This window comes from Streptococcus agalactiae, from assembly GCF_949788565.1.
In the GTDB taxonomy this organism is placed as follows: Bacteria; Bacillota; Bacilli; order Lactobacillales; family Streptococcaceae; genus Streptococcus; species Streptococcus agalactiae.
On sequence record NZ_OX460931.1, the window covers coordinates 1,711,417 to 1,730,277 of the forward strand.

The 18,861-nt window shown below is 36.1% G+C and carries 12 protein-coding genes and 1 pseudogene; all 13 read right to left on the bottom strand.

Annotated features, from left to right (window positions below):
• Window positions 1-55 precede the first annotated feature (55 nt).
• The 13 genes and pseudogenes from QOR44_RS08745 to QOR44_RS08805 all read right to left on the bottom strand — a co-directional run bounded on the left by QOR44_RS08745 (window position 56) and on the right by QOR44_RS08805 (window position 18,759).
• Complete coding sequence (locus QOR44_RS08745) at window positions 56-1,411, bottom strand: YjiH family protein (RefSeq protein WP_000712225.1); 1,356 nt, start codon at window positions 1,409-1,411, stop codon at window positions 56-58.
• Between the two features lie 245 nt (window positions 1,412-1,656).
• The gene (locus QOR44_RS08750) at window positions 1,657-3,384 is read right to left on the bottom strand and encodes an ABC transporter permease/substrate binding protein (protein ID WP_000429361.1); all 1,728 of its coding nucleotides are present in this window, start codon (window positions 3,382-3,384) and stop codon (window positions 1,657-1,659) included.
• Between the two features lie 18 nt (window positions 3,385-3,402).
• Window positions 3,403-4,626: a quaternary amine ABC transporter ATP-binding protein gene (locus QOR44_RS08755; RefSeq protein ID WP_000181804.1), complete on the bottom strand. Its 1,224-nt coding sequence runs from the start codon at window positions 4,624-4,626 to the stop codon at window positions 3,403-3,405.
• A 376-nt stretch (window positions 4,627-5,002) separates the two neighbouring features.
• Window positions 5,003-7,381, bottom strand: a complete 2,379-nt coding sequence (locus QOR44_RS08760; protein WP_001288401.1) for a phosphoketolase family protein — start codon at window positions 7,379-7,381, stop codon at window positions 5,003-5,005.
• Window positions 7,382-7,470: 89 nt separating this feature from the next.
• Complete coding sequence (gene ulaG, locus QOR44_RS08765) at window positions 7,471-8,562, bottom strand: L-ascorbate 6-phosphate lactonase (RefSeq protein ID WP_001134211.1); 1,092 nt, start codon at window positions 8,560-8,562, stop codon at window positions 7,471-7,473.
• Window positions 8,563-8,878: 316 nt separating this feature from the next.
• On the bottom strand, window positions 8,879-10,558 hold the full coding sequence (locus QOR44_RS08770; RefSeq protein WP_000584678.1) for a BglG family transcription antiterminator: 1,680 nt from the start codon (window positions 10,556-10,558) through the stop codon (window positions 8,879-8,881).
• 65 nt (window positions 10,559-10,623) lie between these two features.
• The gene (locus tag QOR44_RS08775) at window positions 10,624-11,385 is read right to left on the bottom strand and encodes a sugar phosphate isomerase/epimerase family protein (protein ID WP_000806823.1); all 762 of its coding nucleotides are present in this window, start codon (window positions 11,383-11,385) and stop codon (window positions 10,624-10,626) included.
• Between the two features lie 19 nt (window positions 11,386-11,404).
• Window positions 11,405-12,922 carry an FGGY-family carbohydrate kinase gene (locus QOR44_RS08780; protein WP_000222913.1) on the bottom strand — a complete coding sequence of 506 codons (1,518 nt, stop codon included), beginning with the start codon at window positions 12,920-12,922 and terminating at the stop codon, window positions 11,405-11,407.
• A 65-nt stretch (window positions 12,923-12,987) separates the two neighbouring features.
• The gene (locus QOR44_RS08785) at window positions 12,988-13,977 is read right to left on the bottom strand and encodes an amidohydrolase family protein (protein ID WP_000717730.1); all 990 of its coding nucleotides are present in this window, start codon (window positions 13,975-13,977) and stop codon (window positions 12,988-12,990) included.
• Between the two features lie 21 nt (window positions 13,978-13,998).
• Window positions 13,999-15,449 (bottom strand): annotated as a pseudogene (locus QOR44_RS08790) (PTS galactitol transporter subunit IIC).
• A 97-nt stretch (window positions 15,450-15,546) separates the two neighbouring features.
• Window positions 15,547-16,503, bottom strand: a complete 957-nt coding sequence (locus QOR44_RS08795; RefSeq protein ID WP_000358400.1) for an NAD(P)-dependent oxidoreductase — start codon at window positions 16,501-16,503, stop codon at window positions 15,547-15,549.
• Between the two features lie 18 nt (window positions 16,504-16,521).
• Window positions 16,522-17,541 (bottom strand): hypothetical protein, encoded by a 1,020-nt coding sequence (locus QOR44_RS08800; protein ID WP_000700537.1) that lies wholly within the window; start codon window positions 17,539-17,541, stop codon window positions 16,522-16,524.
• A 234-nt stretch (window positions 17,542-17,775) separates the two neighbouring features.
• A complete protein-coding gene (locus QOR44_RS08805; RefSeq protein ID WP_000462139.1) occupies window positions 17,776-18,759 on the bottom strand; it encodes a LacI family DNA-binding transcriptional regulator in 984 nt (327 codons plus the stop codon).
• Window positions 18,760-18,861: the final 102 nt, after the last annotated feature.

Consider the following 18,861-nt stretch of genomic DNA (forward strand, 5'->3'; position numbering starts at 1 on the left):
TTTTTCAGTAAATAGTTTCATTTGTTAGCAAGAAATGCTTCTCTATTTTCTCCAACTAAAAGAAAAGATGTGCCATCAAAACAATAATAGGTAATGAAATAATTGTTCTCTCTATAAAAATGATAAATAATTCTAGAATGTTGATAGGGATCTTGGAACCTAATATCACCGCACCAGTCTCAGACATATAAATTAATTGCACAATAGAAACTGTTGCGACAATAAACCTTGTCATCTCACTGTGAATTTCAGCCGCCATTATCGAAGGAACAACCATATCTGAAAAACCAACAATCATGGTTTGACTCGCAATATCTGCTTCTGGAATCCCTAAAAGTTCAAGGAATGGAAGGAATGGTGTACCTAAAATTTTAAAAATAGGTGTTGATACTGAAATAATCAAAGCTATTGTTCCGACAGTCATAATTGTTGGCATAACGCCAAACCATAAACTAAGTACTGTCTTAGAGGCATTATTGACAAAAGTCTTCATGTTTCCATTTGCTTTTGATTTATCGATGGCAAGCTTAAGTCCCCACTCTATCTTGTTATAACCATCCGGAATTACCTCAGATGTTTCTTTCTTTGGTTTAGTGTAATAACTATTTGATTGACGAGATAAGGGAGGGATATAAGGGATAATGAATGCACAGACAACACTGCTAATGATGACTGTTAGATAAAAATGGCCAAAATAATCAGTTAAGCCAACATTCTGCAAAACAACAAGACAAAAAGTGATTGATACTGCTGAAAAAGTAGTGGAAATCGTTGCAGCTTCTCTACTGGTATAATAACCCTCAACATACTGCTTATCGGTCAAAGCAATTCCAATAGTACCATCACCTACAAATGAGGCTACACAATTAACTGCTGACCGACCAGGTAGCTGAAAGAATGGACGCATAATAGGGGTTAAGAAGACACCAACAAACTCCAGTAGACCAAATTCTGTCAAAAATGGAAGAATAAAACCTGCAGCAAGGAAAATGGTAAACAAACCACCAATCAAATCAAAAAGGATAAGGCCGCCTGTCTCTTTCCCCCATACCATTTCAGGACCAATATGTAAAACCGTCATCAGACCAAGTGCCAAACCGATCAAACGAATAATCAACCAGAAAATGGTAATGTCAGAAATTTCTTTTAGCAAGGCATTTTTTTCAATAAAGCTAGGTCTAAACAGACGATAACAAAGTGCTAACACACATGAAATAAAAATGATTAGTAAAATAATATAATGTATAGGAAAAACAGCGTTAATCCATTGATTAATTGTCTTAGAGATTACAGAGACAGCTACTGTTGTCATACCATTATATTTAAATGGAGTCATTAATAATAATACTCCAAATAACGACGGAATAATAAACCACAAGATATCTTTAATAGATATACTTTCTTTTTTCATACAATCCTCCTGGATAATATGGAATTGTTTCTAAATATACTCATAACTTCCATTGTAAAATTTTATAATAAAAAAAACAACCTTGAATTAAAGAAAATTTTACTTAGTAATACTTTATAGCCTGCTATTTCTTTTATTCTCTCACTTTTGATGTATTAAAATAATATAAAACTTATATTAAATAGCTAAAACGACTTAAGTCACATTAAAAAACACGCTCTAAAAGAGACGTGTTTTTTTCTATACTATTTAGTCCACTCTGAAACTTCTTTTTTGTGGTTTTTAATCCATTTTTGAGCTGCTTTAGCAGGCTCCATACCTTTATCCATATCTAACATGATAGATTCCATATCTTCTTTAGTCCACTTGAACTTATCGATAATTTTATATACTTTTGGCATATCTTTTTTCAAATTCTTGCGTGCTATTGTATTGATATGTTCTTCACCACCAAATGATTTCTTAGGATCTTTAAGGTATTTTAAATCATACTTAGCAAACATCCAGTGAGGTGACCAACCTGTAATGACTACTTGATCTTTGTTTTTAATAGCCTTCCCTAAGGTTGTTGTCATAGCTCCTGTTGATGCTGATAACAACTTCCAACTTGAAAGGTTTGGATAATCTTTAAGGGATTGTTTAGCAGATTTCATAATACCTGCACCTGGTTCGATACCTGTAATTTGTTTATCTGCTTGATTTGATAATTCTTCAATACTATTTACGTTCATGTATTTAGGAACAACTAAACCTATTTTGACGTTCTCAACGTGAGGGCCTAAGTCATCTAAACTATTTTTGTATTTATTAAAATATTGCCCGTGGGTCTTTGGTAACCAAGCACTTGTTGTAAAATCAGCATTCCCATTGGCGACTGTTTGCCACATGACCGCATTGTCAAGTGGTGTCAATTCAACATCATATCCTTTAGATTTTAAAACTTCAGCAATAACGTTGGTTGAAGCAACTTCTGAATCCCATTGGACATAAGCTATCTTCACTTTTTGACCTTTGGCTTCATTTCCTGAAGTCATATTGACAACAATGCGACCAAGAGCTGCTAGAATGAAGAGGGCCAGGGCCCCTAAACCTACCCATTTTTTAACTTTTGATGTTTTAGCTTGCTTCTCACCCGGTTTGGAATTAAAGAATTGACTAACACGGTCTAACACGATTGCTAAAATAACTAGCGATAGACCACTAACAAATCCTGTACCAATATCAGCATGTTGAAGCGCCGATAACACCTCACGACCAAGTCCAGGTGCACCGATCATAGATCCTGTAACCACCATAGAAAGAGCCAACATCATAGTTTGATTGATTCCTGCCATAATAGTGTTCTTAGCAAGTGGTAGTTCAACTTTGAATAATTTTTGCTTAGCTGTTGAACCAAATGAATCAGATGCTTCTATTAATTCAAGTGGGATTTCACGAATAGCCAAGTTAGTAAAGCGCACTGTTGGAGGCAGAGCAAATACAACAGAGGCAAAGACACCTGGTACCATACCGATACCAAAGAAGGCTACTGCAGGAATAAGGTAAACGAATGCCGGCATAGTTTGCATAAAGTCAAGAATTGGATTAACAACTTGTTTAACTTTATCACTTTTTGCCATCCAAATACCTAGTGGTACACCAATAATAATAGAAATTAAACTTGCTACTAAAACCAAGTTAAAAGTGTTAATCAACTGTTCCCACAGCCCTTGGTTATAGATAAATAGCAAACCAATGAAAGTAAATGTCGGTAATTGCCATTTTTTCTTAGCTAAGAAAAATACAGCAATTGTAATTAGTACAATAAAAAGTAAAGGATTAATGAATAGTAATGTTTTTGTCATCCAATCCATCAATGCATTACCGATTGTCTGGATAAAGTCAAATAAACCAGAAAAAGTTTTCGTAATCCAATTGGTCGTTGACTCTACAAATGGTGCGACCGGTAACTTATGTTGTAATAAATTTTCCAAAATGATTTGTCCTCTCTATTAAGCTTCTACCGTTTCTTTTGGCGATTCTACTACTGTTTCATCTTGAACGTTAGCAAGTGCTTCGATCACACGTCCTCTAATGATAACCCCTAGGAGTCTATCATTATCATCAGTAACGGCTATCGGAGCAGATGAATCATAAATTAAAGGCATGATATCTGTAATAACTGTATCTTTTGAGACCGTTACAACATCTTTATCAATCACTTCAGAAAGCGGCAAACCTTTCTTACGAGCTTCAATTGCAGCATCTGCGGTTAGGGATCCCAGAAGTTGGCGACGACGATTCGTTGCCATTAACATTGAGACTTCCTCACGATGCATTCTTGTTAAAGCAACTTGTGGGCCATCAATTTCTAAAACAGTTGTTAAAGGTTTTATCATAATATTTTGAGCAGTTAACACTTTTGAGCGATCAACGTCTTCAACAAACTCACGAACAAAATCATTAGCCGGATTAGTCAAAATCTCTTCTCCTGTACCAATCTGCATGATTTCTCCATCTTTCATCAGAGCAATACGATCACCAATACGTAATGCTTCATTCAAATCATGGCTGATAAAAATAATAGTTTGTTTATTCGTGTCTTGAAGATCAAGAAGCTCATCTTGCATTTCACGACGAATTAATGGGTCTAAAGCTGAGAAGGCCTCATCCATCAGAAGGATTTTAGGGCTGTTAGCAAGAGCACGCGCTAAACCAACACGCTGTTGCATTCCTCCTGATAATTGACTGGGGTACTGATCTTTAAACGGTAATAGACCTGCATTGTCCAAAGCTTTTTCAGCTAACGTTGTACGTTCTTCCTTAGAAACACCACGCATCTCTAACCCAAACTCTGTATTTTCTAAAATTGTACGATGTGGGAAAAGACCAAAATTTTGGAAAACCATGTTGATATCGTGACGACGAATGTTACGTAAATCTTCTACATTCATCTTTGCAATATCTTTACCATCTAAATAGATATTTCCTGATGATGGGTCAATCAAACGGTTTAACATCCGAACTAAAGTTGATTTTCCTGAACCAGAAAGTCCCATGATAACGAAAATTTCGCCTTCTTTTATTTCAAAACTCGCATCATAGACACCTACAGTCGCTCCTGTTTTTTCAAGAATTTCTGTCTTACTTTTTCCTTGCTTAACCATTTCAAGAGCAGCTTTTTGCTTTTTCCCAAAAATTTTGGTTAAATTCTTCACTTCTAAAATATTTGTCATTCTTATCTCCTACTAAAAATTTCGTATCTTATTTTTAAGGTTATGTGTCTTATCTATAAAGTGACGTTAAGTTATCGTAAAAGGGTAGTCACTTTTTTACTCAAAAAAATAAACTGCCGAAACAGAACATAACCATAATATCATGTATGGTCTCTTTATGTCAACACCTTTGCTTAGAGATATTTTAATTAGCCCACACCATTATTGTTATGGCATTATTGAATTATTTAAAGACTTATTAGTATTAATATTACAACTTTAAAAGTGACCACTTAATACTTTTGAAAAAGCGGTCATTCTTCTATAAAATAACAAAACACCCTTAGAAAAAATCTAAAAGTGTTTTTGTTTGTAAGTATAGGCCTGAAAAAAGTGACTACTTGATATTTTCCCATTTCCAATTTTGTACTTCTGGAATATCGTCTCCGTGTTCACGAATATAGTCTTTGTGATAAGCAACCATTTGATTCATTTCATCACTGAAGACTTGTGCTTCATTTCCTAAAGAAGCAAGAGCTGCATCCTGTGCCAGATGGAATCGGTCCAATTCTGACATCACGCGCATATCAAATGGTGTTGTGATGTCACCATTTTCACGATAACCATGCGTATGCAAATTATGATTGTGACGACTAAAGAAAATATCTCGAATCATATCTTCATAACCATGGAAAGCAAAAATAACAGGTTTATCTGTAGTAAAGACTTTGTTAAACTCTTCATCTGATAAACCGCGAGCATCTTGTGAAGGATGACGAAGTTTTAGGATGTCTAATACATTAACAAATCTAATCTTAAGTTCTGGGAAAGCCTTATGAAGAATGCTAATTGCTGCTAAAGCTTCTAAGTTTGGTTCTGTTCCCGCCGCAGCAAAGACAACATCTGGCTCTTGATTAAGCGACACATTTGAAGCCCAGTCAATCACCTTATATCCTTCTGCCACTAACTCTTCTGCTTCAGCAATAGAGTAAAATTGTGGACGAGGGTGCTTAGATGTCACAATTAAATTAATTTTATCTTCAGCTTTAAACGCTTTATCCATAACAGCTAGAAGTGAGTTAGTATCTGCTGGTAAATATTCACGAATGTATTCAGGTGTTTTTTCAGCTAAGTGAGTTAAAATACCTGGATCTTGGTGAGTATAACCATTATGATCTTGTTGGAAAACAGTTGAAGCTGCAATTAGGTTAAGCGCTGGATAATTTTTACGCCATGTTGTGTGTGTTTTTGATTTACGTAACCATTTGAAATGTTGTGTTACCATTGAATCTACAACGCGAAGGAATGATTCGTATGAAGCAAAGAAGCCGTGACGACCAGTTAAAACATAACCTTCTAAGAAACCTTCTGCTTGATGTTCAGACAATTGGGAATCAATAACACGTCCAGCTGGACTTAAAGCTTCGTCATAATCTGGTTTACGACGACCAAGCCATTGACGGCTAGTACGTGTAAACACTTCTTGAAGACGATTTGATTTCGTTTCATCTGGACCAAAAATACGGAAATTATCTGGATTAGCATCTACCAAATCTGCTGCATATTTTCCAAATTCAATCATATCTTGTGCCATAATTTGACCTGGAACATTAATATCAAGAGCAAATTTCTTCCAATCTGCTGTATCCATTGCTTTAACAATACCAGCATTGGTTATTGGATTCATGGACATGCGACGATCACCTTTTGGTGAAATAGCAGCAATCTCATCAACGATTTTACCATTTTCATCAAATAATTCTTCTGGACGGTATGATTGAAGCCATGACAAAAGAGAATCAACATGTTCCATATGGTGGGCATCTACTGGAATTGGTACTTGGTGAGCGCGGAAGCCACCTTCAATTGGTGTTCCTTCCCAAGCTTTTGGACCAGTCCAACCCTTAGGAATACGTGCAACCAAGACAGGGAATTTTGCTTGGATAGCTTCTTCTGCTGGTTTTTGTCGTGCTTCTGATTGAATGGTTTTAATCTCTTGAATAGCTTGATCTAATTTTTCTGCAAACAAAGCATGAGCAGCCGCATGATCCTCAGAGAGTTCAACAACATCTGCAAAAATAGGTTTCCAACCTAATCCTTCAAAAAACTGAGATAATTCTTCATCTGTCTTACGTTCAAAGATAGTTGGGTTATGGATTTTACCACCATTTAAATAGAAGATTGGTAGAACAGCACCATCATTTACTGGATTGATAAAGGTATTAGATAGCCAACCAGCCATAAGTGGTCCTGTTTCACCTTCACCATCACCAATAATAGTCGCAGCAATAACATCTGGATTGTCTAGGATGGCACCTGTCGCATGAGAAAGAGCGTAACCAAGTTCACCGCCTTCATGAATTGACCCTGGTGTTTCTGGTGCTGCATGGGATGCAATTCCACCTGGGAAAGAGAAGATTTTACATAACTGCTTAAAGCCATCCTCTGTTTGCTCAATATTTGGGTTTAATTCAGTATATGAACCATCTAAATATGAATTAGATACCATAACTTGACCACCATGACCTGGACCTTCAATATAGAACATGTCTAAATCGTATTTATTAATAGCGCGATTTAAGTGAGCATAGATAAAATTTTGTCCAGGTACAGTGCCCCAGTGACCAATTGGATGAACCTTTAAGTCGTTTTCAACCAGCTCTCGTCTCAAGAGAGGGTTATCCTTTAGATACATTTGTGCTGCAGAAATATAATTAGCTGCTCTCCACCATGCATCAAGTTTTTCTAAATATGATTTTGTATCAAATTCTGACATTATTTCTCCTAATCTTAATTGTGATTTTAGTAACATATTTTAAAATTGAAAAACTGCATATCATGCGACATACAGTCTCTCATTAGCCATTATAGAAGTGCTTTAAATTGAATATTTGATTCTTGTTCGAAGCAATCATCAAAACCACGTGGGTGATGGTATTCAATTCTATCTTTATCTTGTGGATAAGTATATTTACCTCCAACTTCCCAAATAAATGGATGGAAGTCATATTGAAGGCGTTCTTTACGCATTTTCCACAATTGTAAGATTTCGTCTGTAGAAGCCATGAAGTTAGACCAGATATCGTAGTGTACAGGAATAATGACTTTGGCACGGAGATTTTCTGCCATACGAAGAAGATCGATTGAAGTCATTTTATCCTGAATACCAACTGGGTTATCACCATAGTTGTTAATAGCTACGTCAATCTTGTAGTCTTTACCATGTTTAGCAAAATAATTTGAAAAATGTGAGTCAGCTCCATGGTAGATTGTTCCACCTGGTGTTTCAAAAATATAGTTAACTGCTTTACGAGCCATTTCTTCATCAGTCACGGCTAAACCAGCAAGTTCTCCATCATGTTCTTCTGCACCATCTACTGGAAGTGTCACTAAGCAAGTGCGGTCAAATGATTCAACAGCAGTAACTTTGATGTCTTTAAACTCAAATGATTCACCTGGTTTAATCACGATGATTCGTTCTTCTGGAACTCCCCATTTTTTCCAAATTTCACCACATTCATATGGCCCAACAAATTTAACATGGTCTAAGTTAGGATTATTAATAATGGCTGCCGCAGTGTTGATATCAATGTGGTCACTGTGGAAATGTGAAACAAGATAGTAATCCAATTCATTAATAGCAAATGGATCAATAACCATTGGTTGTGCGCGTAAGTTTGGTTGGAGTTTACGAACACCTGCCATATTAGCCATTTGGTGTCCACGAACCATATCTTTTACTTTTTTTGTTGATTTACCGCGGTTTGACCATAGGTCCATAACAACATTAGCACCACCTGGTGTTTTAATCCAAACACCACAGTTTCCTAACCACCACATTGCAAAGTTGCCATCAGCAACAACTTCTTCTTCAATTTCTTCGTTTAGCCATGTTCCCCATTCTGGGAATGTTGATAAAATCCATGATTCTCTAGTAATATCTTTAACGTTAGGCATTTTATTTCCTCCTGATTAATTGTTTCTTACATCTACTAGTATAAGTTCAAACACTTTTGAAAAAAAGACCAAGTGTCACACATTTATGTGTTCAAAACTGGGCTGTCTGTTCCAAATTAGACTCATAATTTTAATTAAAATAAGCACAAATAAAAAGTACTCCCATTAAAAGTACTAGCTTTCTCAACTTTAATTATCATGTCATAGAGGAACTCATTGGGATTAAATATCTAGCACATTGTTTAAAAGCACCAAAAAAGCCCCAGCTTCTTTTTCTGTCTTCAGAAAAGCTGAGAGGCTACCATAAAATTATATTTTAACAAACTGTACTTTGAAGGGGAAGGACGTCTTGGAGCAATTCTTGATGAATAAGTTTCTCAATCTTAGATTTCAGCACGTAGCGTTCACTATCTTCCTTGACATATTGAGCAATCGTTTTTTCAAGTTCATTGGTAAATTGATTACTATTTGCACAGTTACCTTTTTTAGAAAAGCGAATCAAGCGAATAATATCATCATCGGTCAAAACAGGGTGAACTACTAACATTGGAAAACGAGATTCTAAAGCATCACTAGTAGAGACAACCATATCTACATGCATAAGATCACTCACACTTTGATACTGTTCGGTTGTAAAAACAGCTTCTATATCACTGTTTGTTAAGTAGCGTTGACATTGCTTTAAAAGAAGTTTCTGAATCGCTATTCCTTCATCAGATACAATAACTAACTTAAGTTTATTAGGAGATTGTTGACTATTACGAAGTTCCCCTCCTAAATGAATCGTTAGATATGCTACATCATCATCGGTCAATTTGATTTGCCAAGCTTTCTCTAAAAGCTTTACAGAAGACGAGGTTATGGCAAAAAGTTCTTCATATTTGTCTTTAATATGCTCTGTTAAAGGATTAACAGAAAAAATACCATAACGTTTACGATATAAGAGTGCCTTGCAGTGAGTAAGAAGTTGTCTTAGTAAGTCCTTTTTATGAACAAAGTGAAGGTGATATCGTTCTTCCAATTCTTTCAAAAAACTGGTTAGAGTAGCTCGCATATCATCATAATCCTGACTCTCTAAATGATTGTCACGGTCCTTGCGGAAACTAAGCATAAGCATGGCCACTAATCCCACTTCAATCTCATCCAGTGATAACTGAAAATTTTCTTCCAGCTCATCAGCCAACTCTTTAGCAATCTCATATTCCTTACGTTGCCAAACCAAGCTAAAATCACTATTAAGAGAGGTCTGTACTTCAGGACTTAATCGCATCTTTCGATAAGCCATTAGTATAAAAGGCAAAATCTGAATCATAAACTGACCATCTTGACTGTTGATTTTCTTACCTAGACTTCGTTGAGAAATGAAGAGATAATGGTGAAAATAATCAAGAACCTCTTTAGAAAAATAAGTGCTGGCACCAAAAGCTTGAGACAGTTTATGATTAAAAAGGTCTATAAAACTACTGCTTCCATTATGGTAGATATCATCTAAGAGCTTATATAAGTACTGGATAATGGACAGTGGGTGACCATCTAAAAAATAACCGCGACATTTTGTTGATTGTAACTGTAAATTATATTCTTTCTCTGCTAACTCACTTCTTAATTCGTTTAAATCGTTTAAGATAGTATTTCGAGAAACATCGTTTAGTTGCATCAACCTATCAATCGTTATGCGGTCCTTAGCTACCACGATAGATACTAAAGACAGCTGCAACCTCTCACTACTTTTCATGACGTAACTATAATCAGTCACTTCATCTAATAAAAGACGACAGGCTGCTTTTTGTTTTTCTGTTAGCAAGATTCCTACACGTGGATAACTAACAATCTGAGGCACATCGCTAGGCAGTGCATCGTTTATCTTCTCTAAGTGATAATACACTTTACGCCTAGACTGATTAAGTGCGTTGGCAATTGCCATAACTGTTTCAGGTTCCTCTAATTTCAATAGGTAAAAGAGGAGGTCATAACTTTTTTTATCGAGAATAATCAAGAATATACCTCTTTTCTACTCGAATTCATACAGACTTATTATAACATCTTTTTAAAGCCTTTTCATTAAAAGTTTTGACTATTGCTGATAGAGATTAAACGTTGAACATCCCTTTTTAATACCTCCAACTCTGTGGGGTATTCTAGAGCTAGATACTCACAATTAGAGAAACTCTTTAACAAATCAGTCAGATCAATCTCTCCTTCGAAGAGGCTCTTCGAGAGGTGAGGCTTTCCAGCTATCTGTAAAAAATTTTTACAGTGAAGGTAGGTGGTATCACAAGCTAAGCTATTTACCGCTTGGTATAGATCTTGGTTGATAAAGGCCCAATTAGCAGTATCAAAAACAAAACTTATTGGTATTTGTAATTCTTTCACTAGAGTCATAAAATATTGGCAATTCTCCACTGTAGCTGCTTTAGGGTCTTGATTATTTTCCACCTTTATACCAATAGTTTGGCTTTTCAATATCTCTTTAAGAGGTTCTAACTCTTCTTTACTTAAGTTTCTGGTTTGTCCAACATTTAGCTTAATGAAAGGAGCTCCTAACTGTGATGCTTCTTTAAGGCCTTTATTAAGATAAGGATTAACTTTCCCTCCTTTGATAAGGTCTTCATTAGCACTATAGTAAAGATTGATATCATAAAAGTCAGCCTCTGCTTTTAAAGCGGGAAGCTCTCTATCTGGATCTTGAAGCAATTCTTGACGTATCTCAAATCGTGAAAATCCTAAATCCTTTACTAACTTAATGAGCTGAACTTGTGTAAAACCTTTGTCTAACTGTTTTTTGAATACAATACTATTGATAATAATATCTTCTTGTTTCATAACAACTCCTTTGATATCCCTACTTATTCAGATGACCCAGTTCCGACCAAATAGGATCCAGTGTTTCCAATAATTTTTGGTAGGCGTGATATTTTTTTTCGTACCCCTTTACTTCGGATAATTGAGGTTTATAAATAGCTTTTACACGAACCATATCTTGGACTGCTTCCTTTAACGAAATCTTATCTAAAGCATGACGTGCTAAAATAGCTCCTCCTAATCCTCCTAATTCTGTGCCTTCTACTGTTTCAATAGGAAGGTTTAAGATATCAGAAAACATTTGCATCCATGCTGGTGAGTTGGTAGCTCCGCCAGAGAAACGAATTATTTTTGGCACACTGCCCCTACTTTTTATTAAATCAGTGATATGCTGCTTATGTGCAAACGCAATACCTTCATATACCGCACGTATCATCTGAGATTTCGTCGATTTAGTTGTTAGCCCAAAAAAGCAAGCGCTAGCATCTTGTGATGTGTTACTACCGTAAAGAAACGGAAAGAAAATAAGTCCATGATGTGTAGCATCAGTATGAGTGAGAAATTCTTCTAAATTATCATAGATAGAACCTCCACTAGATTTAGCGTTATCAATTTCTTGATGCATGAGCATTTTTAACATAAAATTAAGATTCCCTGCAGAAGTAGGGCTACTTGCCTCTAAGAGATAACGACGATCTGGAAAATAGGAAGTCATAAGACCACTATCTTGCTTTGCTGGTTTTAAACTTGGATATGTATTAATATTCCAAGTTCCCGAAATAACACTAAAAGTATCTGACTCTAAAACACCTGATCCAAGAGCACAAGCATCGATGTCAAAGAGCCCTCCAACAACGGGGGTCCCTTCTACAAGACCAGTCTCTTTTGCTGCTTGAGAACTAATTCCCCTAGGAACTAAATCTGCACTATCTATAAGTTCAGGAAGTGAGTTTTCTATCTCTCTAATGCCAAAAAAATCTAAAATAGCTGGATCATAAGTTCCTGTTTGGAAATTTATCCAATGATTACCTGAAGCGTCACCATATTCTTGCTGTACTTTTCCTGTAAGCTTATACCGAATAAAGTCCTTTGCAGAAAGGACCGCCCCTATTGATTTATAGGTTTCGGGCTGATAATCTTTAAGCCAACGTAAAATAACTGGACTTTGTGAAGGGAAAATATGTTGCCGAGTCAACTCCCAAATATTATCAAGTTTAGATTCGAAATATTGCGCCAAATCTTTGGCACGATTATCTGTAGACAAAATTCCTTGTTCAAGTGGCTCCAACTTATTATCTAGCAGATAAAGACCTTTCCCATGTCCAATACATGCTACTGCACTAATCTGCTCAGGGCTGAGTTTTGAGATTTGAATAACCTCTCTAATAGCAGAAGTTATAGCATTCCACGTTTTAACAAGGTTTACTTGACGATGACCAGATTGAGCCTCATTTTTTAAAGTTTCAAAACTCGAAACAGCGATTTGGTGTCCTAATTTGTCAAAAATAAGCGCCTTGGTATTTGTACCGCCGTAGTCAATACTAAGGTAATAAGTCATAATTTGTCTCCTCATTGTTGATTTAAAAAGGAGGTACAAGAAACTCTTGTACCTTGAAAACTCTTCTAATAGAGATTAAGCTCTTTGGTTGTATCATCTATACCTGCTCTGTTAGCCTTTACATGTTCTTCTTTAAAGTAAACACGCTCAGCATTATTGTACATAACATCTTCTAGTTCCTCTTGACTGAAAATATCAACATTCTCTAGCCAAGTAGCTAATTCTTCGTAAGTATTGAAGGTCGCTGACCATGGAGAATCAGTTCCCCAAATGATACGCTTAGCCCCAAGAACTTCTTTAGCAATACGTACATTTTGTTCTGATTTTGGAAAAGGAAAACTATCTGGGGCATCAATATCTTGAATAGCTGAAATATCAGTATAGATATTGTTGAAGTTTTTCCACATATTAAGTTCAGCACGCAATCGATTTGAATGCTCAACATGTGGAAAAGAGAGGTGACAAACAACAAAATCGAGACTCGTATAAAGGCGAGCTAAATTAGCAATAGCATCAGGTTGGTGACTAATTTGATCCCAATTGCCATAATCAACTGTAACTACAAATCCTGGATAGTCTAACAGATAAGTCAAAATACGACTCACATGTGGGTCTGTATCAAGACGGAAAGGCGTTTTTTGTCCACGGTATCCATGGATACCCCCTCCTTGACTAATTTCAAATTTAATAGCTCGAAAACCAAGGACTTCAACATGACGTTTTACAATTTGCATTGCATTATCTGCAAATGGATCAACAGAGAATGCGCCTGTAAAACGTTCTGGATAACGTTTAATAGCTAAATGCGTATAATAATTTTGATAGCCATTAAGATGACCTTGCAAAATGACTGCTTTATCTACACCATTAGCATCCATATACTTCAAAAAAGCTTCAGCTGTAAATGCTTTGTCACCGTATTCGTCTGGGATGAGCTTAATTAAATCACCATCATCCCAAATAGCATAACCGTTTCCAAGGGCATTAAGACGTCCTTTACCATTAAATCCTGCAATTGTATCAACAATATGAGCATGTCCATCAATTTTTTTCATGAGTATTCCTCCAACAGATTTTTAATCTTCAGCAATAAAGATTTTTTCACAACTACCTTCATATCCGCTATTCTTATCAGCCATAGTTTTAAGGTATGCGTAAATAGATTCACGACGAGTACGAAGCAAGAACAAGAAAGCAAGATAGATAATAACTGTCACACCAATATAGAGTGGATTCCCAGATATCCAAGCAAAGAAGACTAGAGCTGTCAAAGGATGAGCTAGGAGATTAAAGCTCATAATCAAAGTTACCCCTGCTGGTAAAGCAGTTCCAAAATGCTTAACAGCTTCTGTGTAGATTGGACCTAGGGCACTAGCAGCATAAAGACCTAGTGAAAACCATATGATTCCATTCAAATAGCTTTAAGAATATTTCCTTTTGACACAGCTATCATAGCTTCAATCATAAAAGGGATAGCAATAAGGTCAACGACTGGTAAAGCTTCATTTCCAGGTAAAATCAAGGAAATAACAACCATTATTGGTACTAAAATGAGACCTGCGATAATAGTTGCTGGTTCACCAAAACCAACACCGTCATCAACTGCAATAAACCAACGTTTTTTATCCAGTGCTCCTTGCTCAGCTTGACTTTCTTTTTTCTTATTGCGTTCAACTGCTTCAGCAAGAGGAGCAAAAGCACTAGCAAATACCCCCGTAATCAAAGGAAAAATAGTCATAACCGCTGCAAGAGCAACTGCAAAACCAAGTATACCTCCCCAAGTATCAATACTTGCAAGGTTACGTAAACTACCTAATACACCAATAATCACACCAAGTATAAAACCAAGTGTCATTGGCTCACCAAATATCCCTAACTTAGTCTTTAATGATTCTGGATTCAACTTTACCTTATTGACACCAAGTAGGTTCCAAAGAGGATCAAGAATAAGAGCTGGAATAAGGGTTTCAATATTATGAATCGAGTTGATCGTTGCATTTTTAACACCGTAATACTCCGACCATCGATCTGCCAATACTTCTGACATCACTAATGAATAGAGTAAGACAAAAACCATAAATGCGAAAGACAATATAAAATTACCTGTTGCTGCATAGGCCATTGTACCCCAAATCATATAGCCAAAGTTATTCCAAAGATTAGATGGGACAAATACTCGGGTAATCCCAAGCAAGAAAAGCCCCAATTCAATTAGCAAGCCAAAAACAAAGAAAGAGAGGCCAATCTCAGAAGAAAAGGCAGTAAGAGAACCAGCCTGCCAACCAATATCTACAATTGGTAAATGGAGCCCAGTAGTTTTAACCATCTGCTGGATATACTTAGTCACCATAGGAGCAAAAGCTGATATAATCCAACCAAAGCCTGTGAGTCCAACACCAGCTCGTAAGGCGCTAAAGAAAGCTCGCCTTGGATTGACCTTTAGAAAAAGGCTGACAATAAAAATCATAGCGGGTACAACAGTTGCTGCACCAAAAACTTCAAAGAATTTATGTAAAGCTTCTAGCATAAGTTCACCTTTATTAAATTATTAAGCGCTTACATTTACCCGTAAAAAAATGGGAGGTCCCATTTTTTCAAAAGATGGCTCTGCGCTCACTAGCCAATTATTTATTGACAATATTTTGTGGCTTGCCATCAAAGAAGGCAATGATGTTGTCAGCTGCTTCTTCAGCCAAAGTTCTACGTCCCTCAATAGTACCTGTCCCAGCATGTGGACTCATGATAACATTATCAAGACTTCTCAAGCCTTCAGATACCTGTGGTTCATTCTCAAAAACATCTAATCCCGCACCCGCGATTTCACCTTCTTTCAGAGCTTCAATAAGTGCTTCTTCAGAAACGATTGGGCCTCTAGCAGCGTTGATTAAGTAGCTTCGATTTTTCATCTTAGCAAAAACATCTTTATTGAATTTGTGGATTGTTGATGGTAATGCTGGGGCGTGGATGGTTATGACATCAGCTGTTTCAATAAGCTGATCAAATTCGAGATAGGTTACACCAAGCTCTTTTTCCTTATCTTCAGGAAGTCGATAAACATCATTGTAAACAACAGTCATCCCAAATGCTTTAGCAAAATTTGCGACTGTCAAACCGATGCGTCCCATTCCGTAAATACCTAATGTTGAACCTTGCAAAGTCAAACCTTGATAACGTTGTTCGCTCGGATCAATCCACTCTCCACTTCTTACAATACTATCATAAAATGCAAGGCGCTTACTGGCAGCTAAAATTAAAGCAAAAGTCATTTCCGCTGTCGGAACTCGTACTGCTTGAGGGGAATTAGAGACTACAATTCCTTTTTCTTTAGCATACGCAGTATCTACATGATCAAAACCAACCGCATTTAAAGAAATAATTTGTAAGTTTTCACCTGCATCAATCATCTCTTTATCGCCTTTTTGTCCCATGAGTAACCATCCGTCATATTCAGATAAATGCTCTAACACATAGTCACGTGAAAATGGGCGATCTTCTGAATAAGTAACATCAAATCGGTCCATAAGCTTTCTTAGACCTTCTTTAGGCACAATACCCGTTACTAAGATTTTTTTCTTGTCCATATTGTCTCCTTCTTAAATTTATTTTACTAATTGATAAAGAGCAACTTCGCCACGTCCGTTATTGGCTGAGAAAAGATAAGCTTTTCCATCTTTTTCAAAAGCTAAGACATTACTAGAAGCTGCTTTTGCATCTACTAATTCTGAAACCAAGTGCCCATCTACAAAGTGAAAAAGCCTTAATTCTGCTTTTTCTGATCGCCACCCGAATACAAAACAAGTCTGATTAAGTAAACGACCACTCCAAATAGCGTGACCAAATGGGGTTTTTTCTGGATAATGGAATAATTCTCGACCGAAATCTTCTGTGAAGATACGTAAACGATCTCCATGAAAACCTTGGATAATCATATACTCATCCTTGCCATCCTGATTAATATCCACTTTCACCACATCGCTTGTCTCCTCATCGAAAAGCCGTTCTAATTGCCAGTCGCCTGTAGTAGAAAATTCTGGATAAGTGAGTTTGAATACCCCTTCTACTGAAGTAATCAATGAATATCCTTCATCCTGAATGGCATAGTATCCATGATTTTTTAATAAAGTTTGAGGCAATTGTTGCAATCCTTCCAATGTATGGTTTTGAGTATTAAAACGAGCAACAAAAATTCGGCCTTTATCACTCCAATCCTCAGTGTAGGCTTTACTGTTAGCAATTGTACAACCTATAAAGTAAAGTTGATTTTCTTTACCTTTAATGAGATCAAAGCGATGTAAATACGGAAAATCAAATGCGTTACAAATGTCCCAATGATCTCCTTGAAAACTTGCATAAACAACCTGACAATCTTTGGCCTTAAACCCTGGGTAAAATTTCTGGGTTGCCAAAAAATCCATGGTTCCGGGAATTGGAATAATACTCATGGTACCTCCCACATCTTCCCAAACAACAATTTTTGCTAAATCGCTATTCAAATCATAAGCAAAGCAGGCTTGATCAACCTCTGAAGCTACTAATAAAAAATCATAGTCTTGATTTTGCAAACGACAAACTGAATAACAAGCTTCAAGTCTGTCTGACAATAATTTATTAATCTTCATTCTATCCTCCTTTGGTGAAGATAAAACTTGAGTTAACCGTTTAACTAATGGTGCAAAAAAATAAAAACATTTGAGTTAAGAGAGTTAGAGATGGTTGGTTAAAAGCTTACCTATTCTTAAGTTAAACGGTTAACTCATTTATAATTCTATTATACTATCATTTTTTATAAAAGCAAGCGTTTACATAGTGTTTTTTGCTTTTTTATAAAAAAATGCTTGCTCTCGCAAACATTTTTAAAAAGATTGACGAATAACGATTTGATTTTTTACTTCTAGTAACCTTGCAGTAGTTGGCTCGTTTCCTTGACTAATTTTTTCAATTAAACATTGGGCAGCCAGGCAACCAATGCCATATGAATCCTGTTTTATACAGGAAACGTTTGGTGTAAGTACCTGCATCCATTCTAAATCTTCATAACTCCCAAGGCCATAATCCTCAGGGTAGCTGACCGTTGATTGATTTAATTTTTTCATAAAATTCAAAAGAGTTGGACCGTTCATCATTAAGAACCCTGGTTTTTGCTCTGAATGTTCAATAATATCAAGAATTCTCTGTGTACTACCATCTTCAGTGATAACAATCAACTTATCAGGATTTGAACTGACCACTTCTTTAAAACCTTCATAACGAAGCTCACGGGTTGAAATCCCTTCAATGGGATAAGTGACAAAATAGATGTCATGATACCCAGCTTCTTGCATTTTTTCAAGAAATATTTGAGTCGATTCTTTATTGTCGGATACTACAGTATCTACCTTAATATCTTTAGCTTGTCTATCAACCATGACAAGACGATCATTACTCAAAGTTTCTATAAATGAATGATTAGGATCTACAGAATCTAAAATAATTCCTGAAACGTTTTGCTGATTTAAACGGTTTAAATTTTCCAACTCAATGTCAATATCATTATCCGAGTTAGTAAAGTTAACCGAGTAACCAAATTGTTGACAAGTATCATGTATTCCCTTCATCACAGACGAAATAAAGGGATTAGTAATATCAGCAATAACGACCCCAATAGTACGGGTATTTTTTGTAACTAAACTTTGAGCAATCTTACTTGGTTGATAACCAGTCTCCTTAATAGCTAAACGTATTTTTTCTTTCGTTTGCAGAGACATCTTCTTATAGTTCCCATTGAGATAATAGGAAACTGTAGCTTTTGACACACCTACTAAATTTGCAATATCACTAATGGTTACCTTCTCAAACATCTCTATTTCCTTATTCTAATTAGACTTAATTTATCCGTATTATATCATTTAATAAGAAAAATGAAAATAAGTGTTCTTATTGGAGAAGATTATAAAAAAAGA

Excerpts from the sequence above, each read along its gene's own strand:
- QOR44_RS08745 (WP_000712225.1), bottom strand. The coding sequence starts at position 1,411 with ATGAAAAAAGAAAGTATATCTATTAAAGATATCTTGTGGTTTATTATT.
- QOR44_RS08755 (WP_000181804.1), bottom strand. The coding sequence starts at position 4,626 with ATGACAAATATTTTAGAAGTGAAGAATTTAACCAAAATTTTTGGGAAA.
- QOR44_RS08760 (WP_001288401.1), bottom strand. The coding sequence starts at position 7,381 with ATGTCAGAATTTGATACAAAATCATATTTAGAAAAACTTGATGCATGG.
- ulaG (WP_001134211.1), bottom strand. The coding sequence starts at position 8,562 with ATGCCTAACGTTAAAGATATTACTAGAGAATCATGGATTTTATCAACA.
- QOR44_RS08775 (WP_000806823.1), bottom strand. The coding sequence starts at position 11,385 with ATGAAACAAGAAGATATTATTATCAATAGTATTGTATTCAAAAAACAG.
- QOR44_RS08780 (WP_000222913.1), bottom strand. The coding sequence starts at position 12,922 with ATGACTTATTACCTTAGTATTGACTACGGCGGTACAAATACCAAGGCG.
- QOR44_RS08785 (WP_000717730.1), bottom strand. The coding sequence starts at position 13,977 with ATGAAAAAAATTGATGGACATGCTCATATTGTTGATACAATTGCAGGA.
- QOR44_RS08795 (WP_000358400.1), bottom strand. The coding sequence starts at position 16,503 with ATGGACAAGAAAAAAATCTTAGTAACGGGTATTGTGCCTAAAGAAGGT.
- QOR44_RS08800 (WP_000700537.1), bottom strand. The coding sequence starts at position 17,541 with ATGAAGATTAATAAATTATTGTCAGACAGACTTGAAGCTTGTTATTCA.
- QOR44_RS08805 (WP_000462139.1), bottom strand. The coding sequence starts at position 18,759 with ATGTTTGAGAAGGTAACCATTAGTGATATTGCAAATTTAGTAGGTGTG.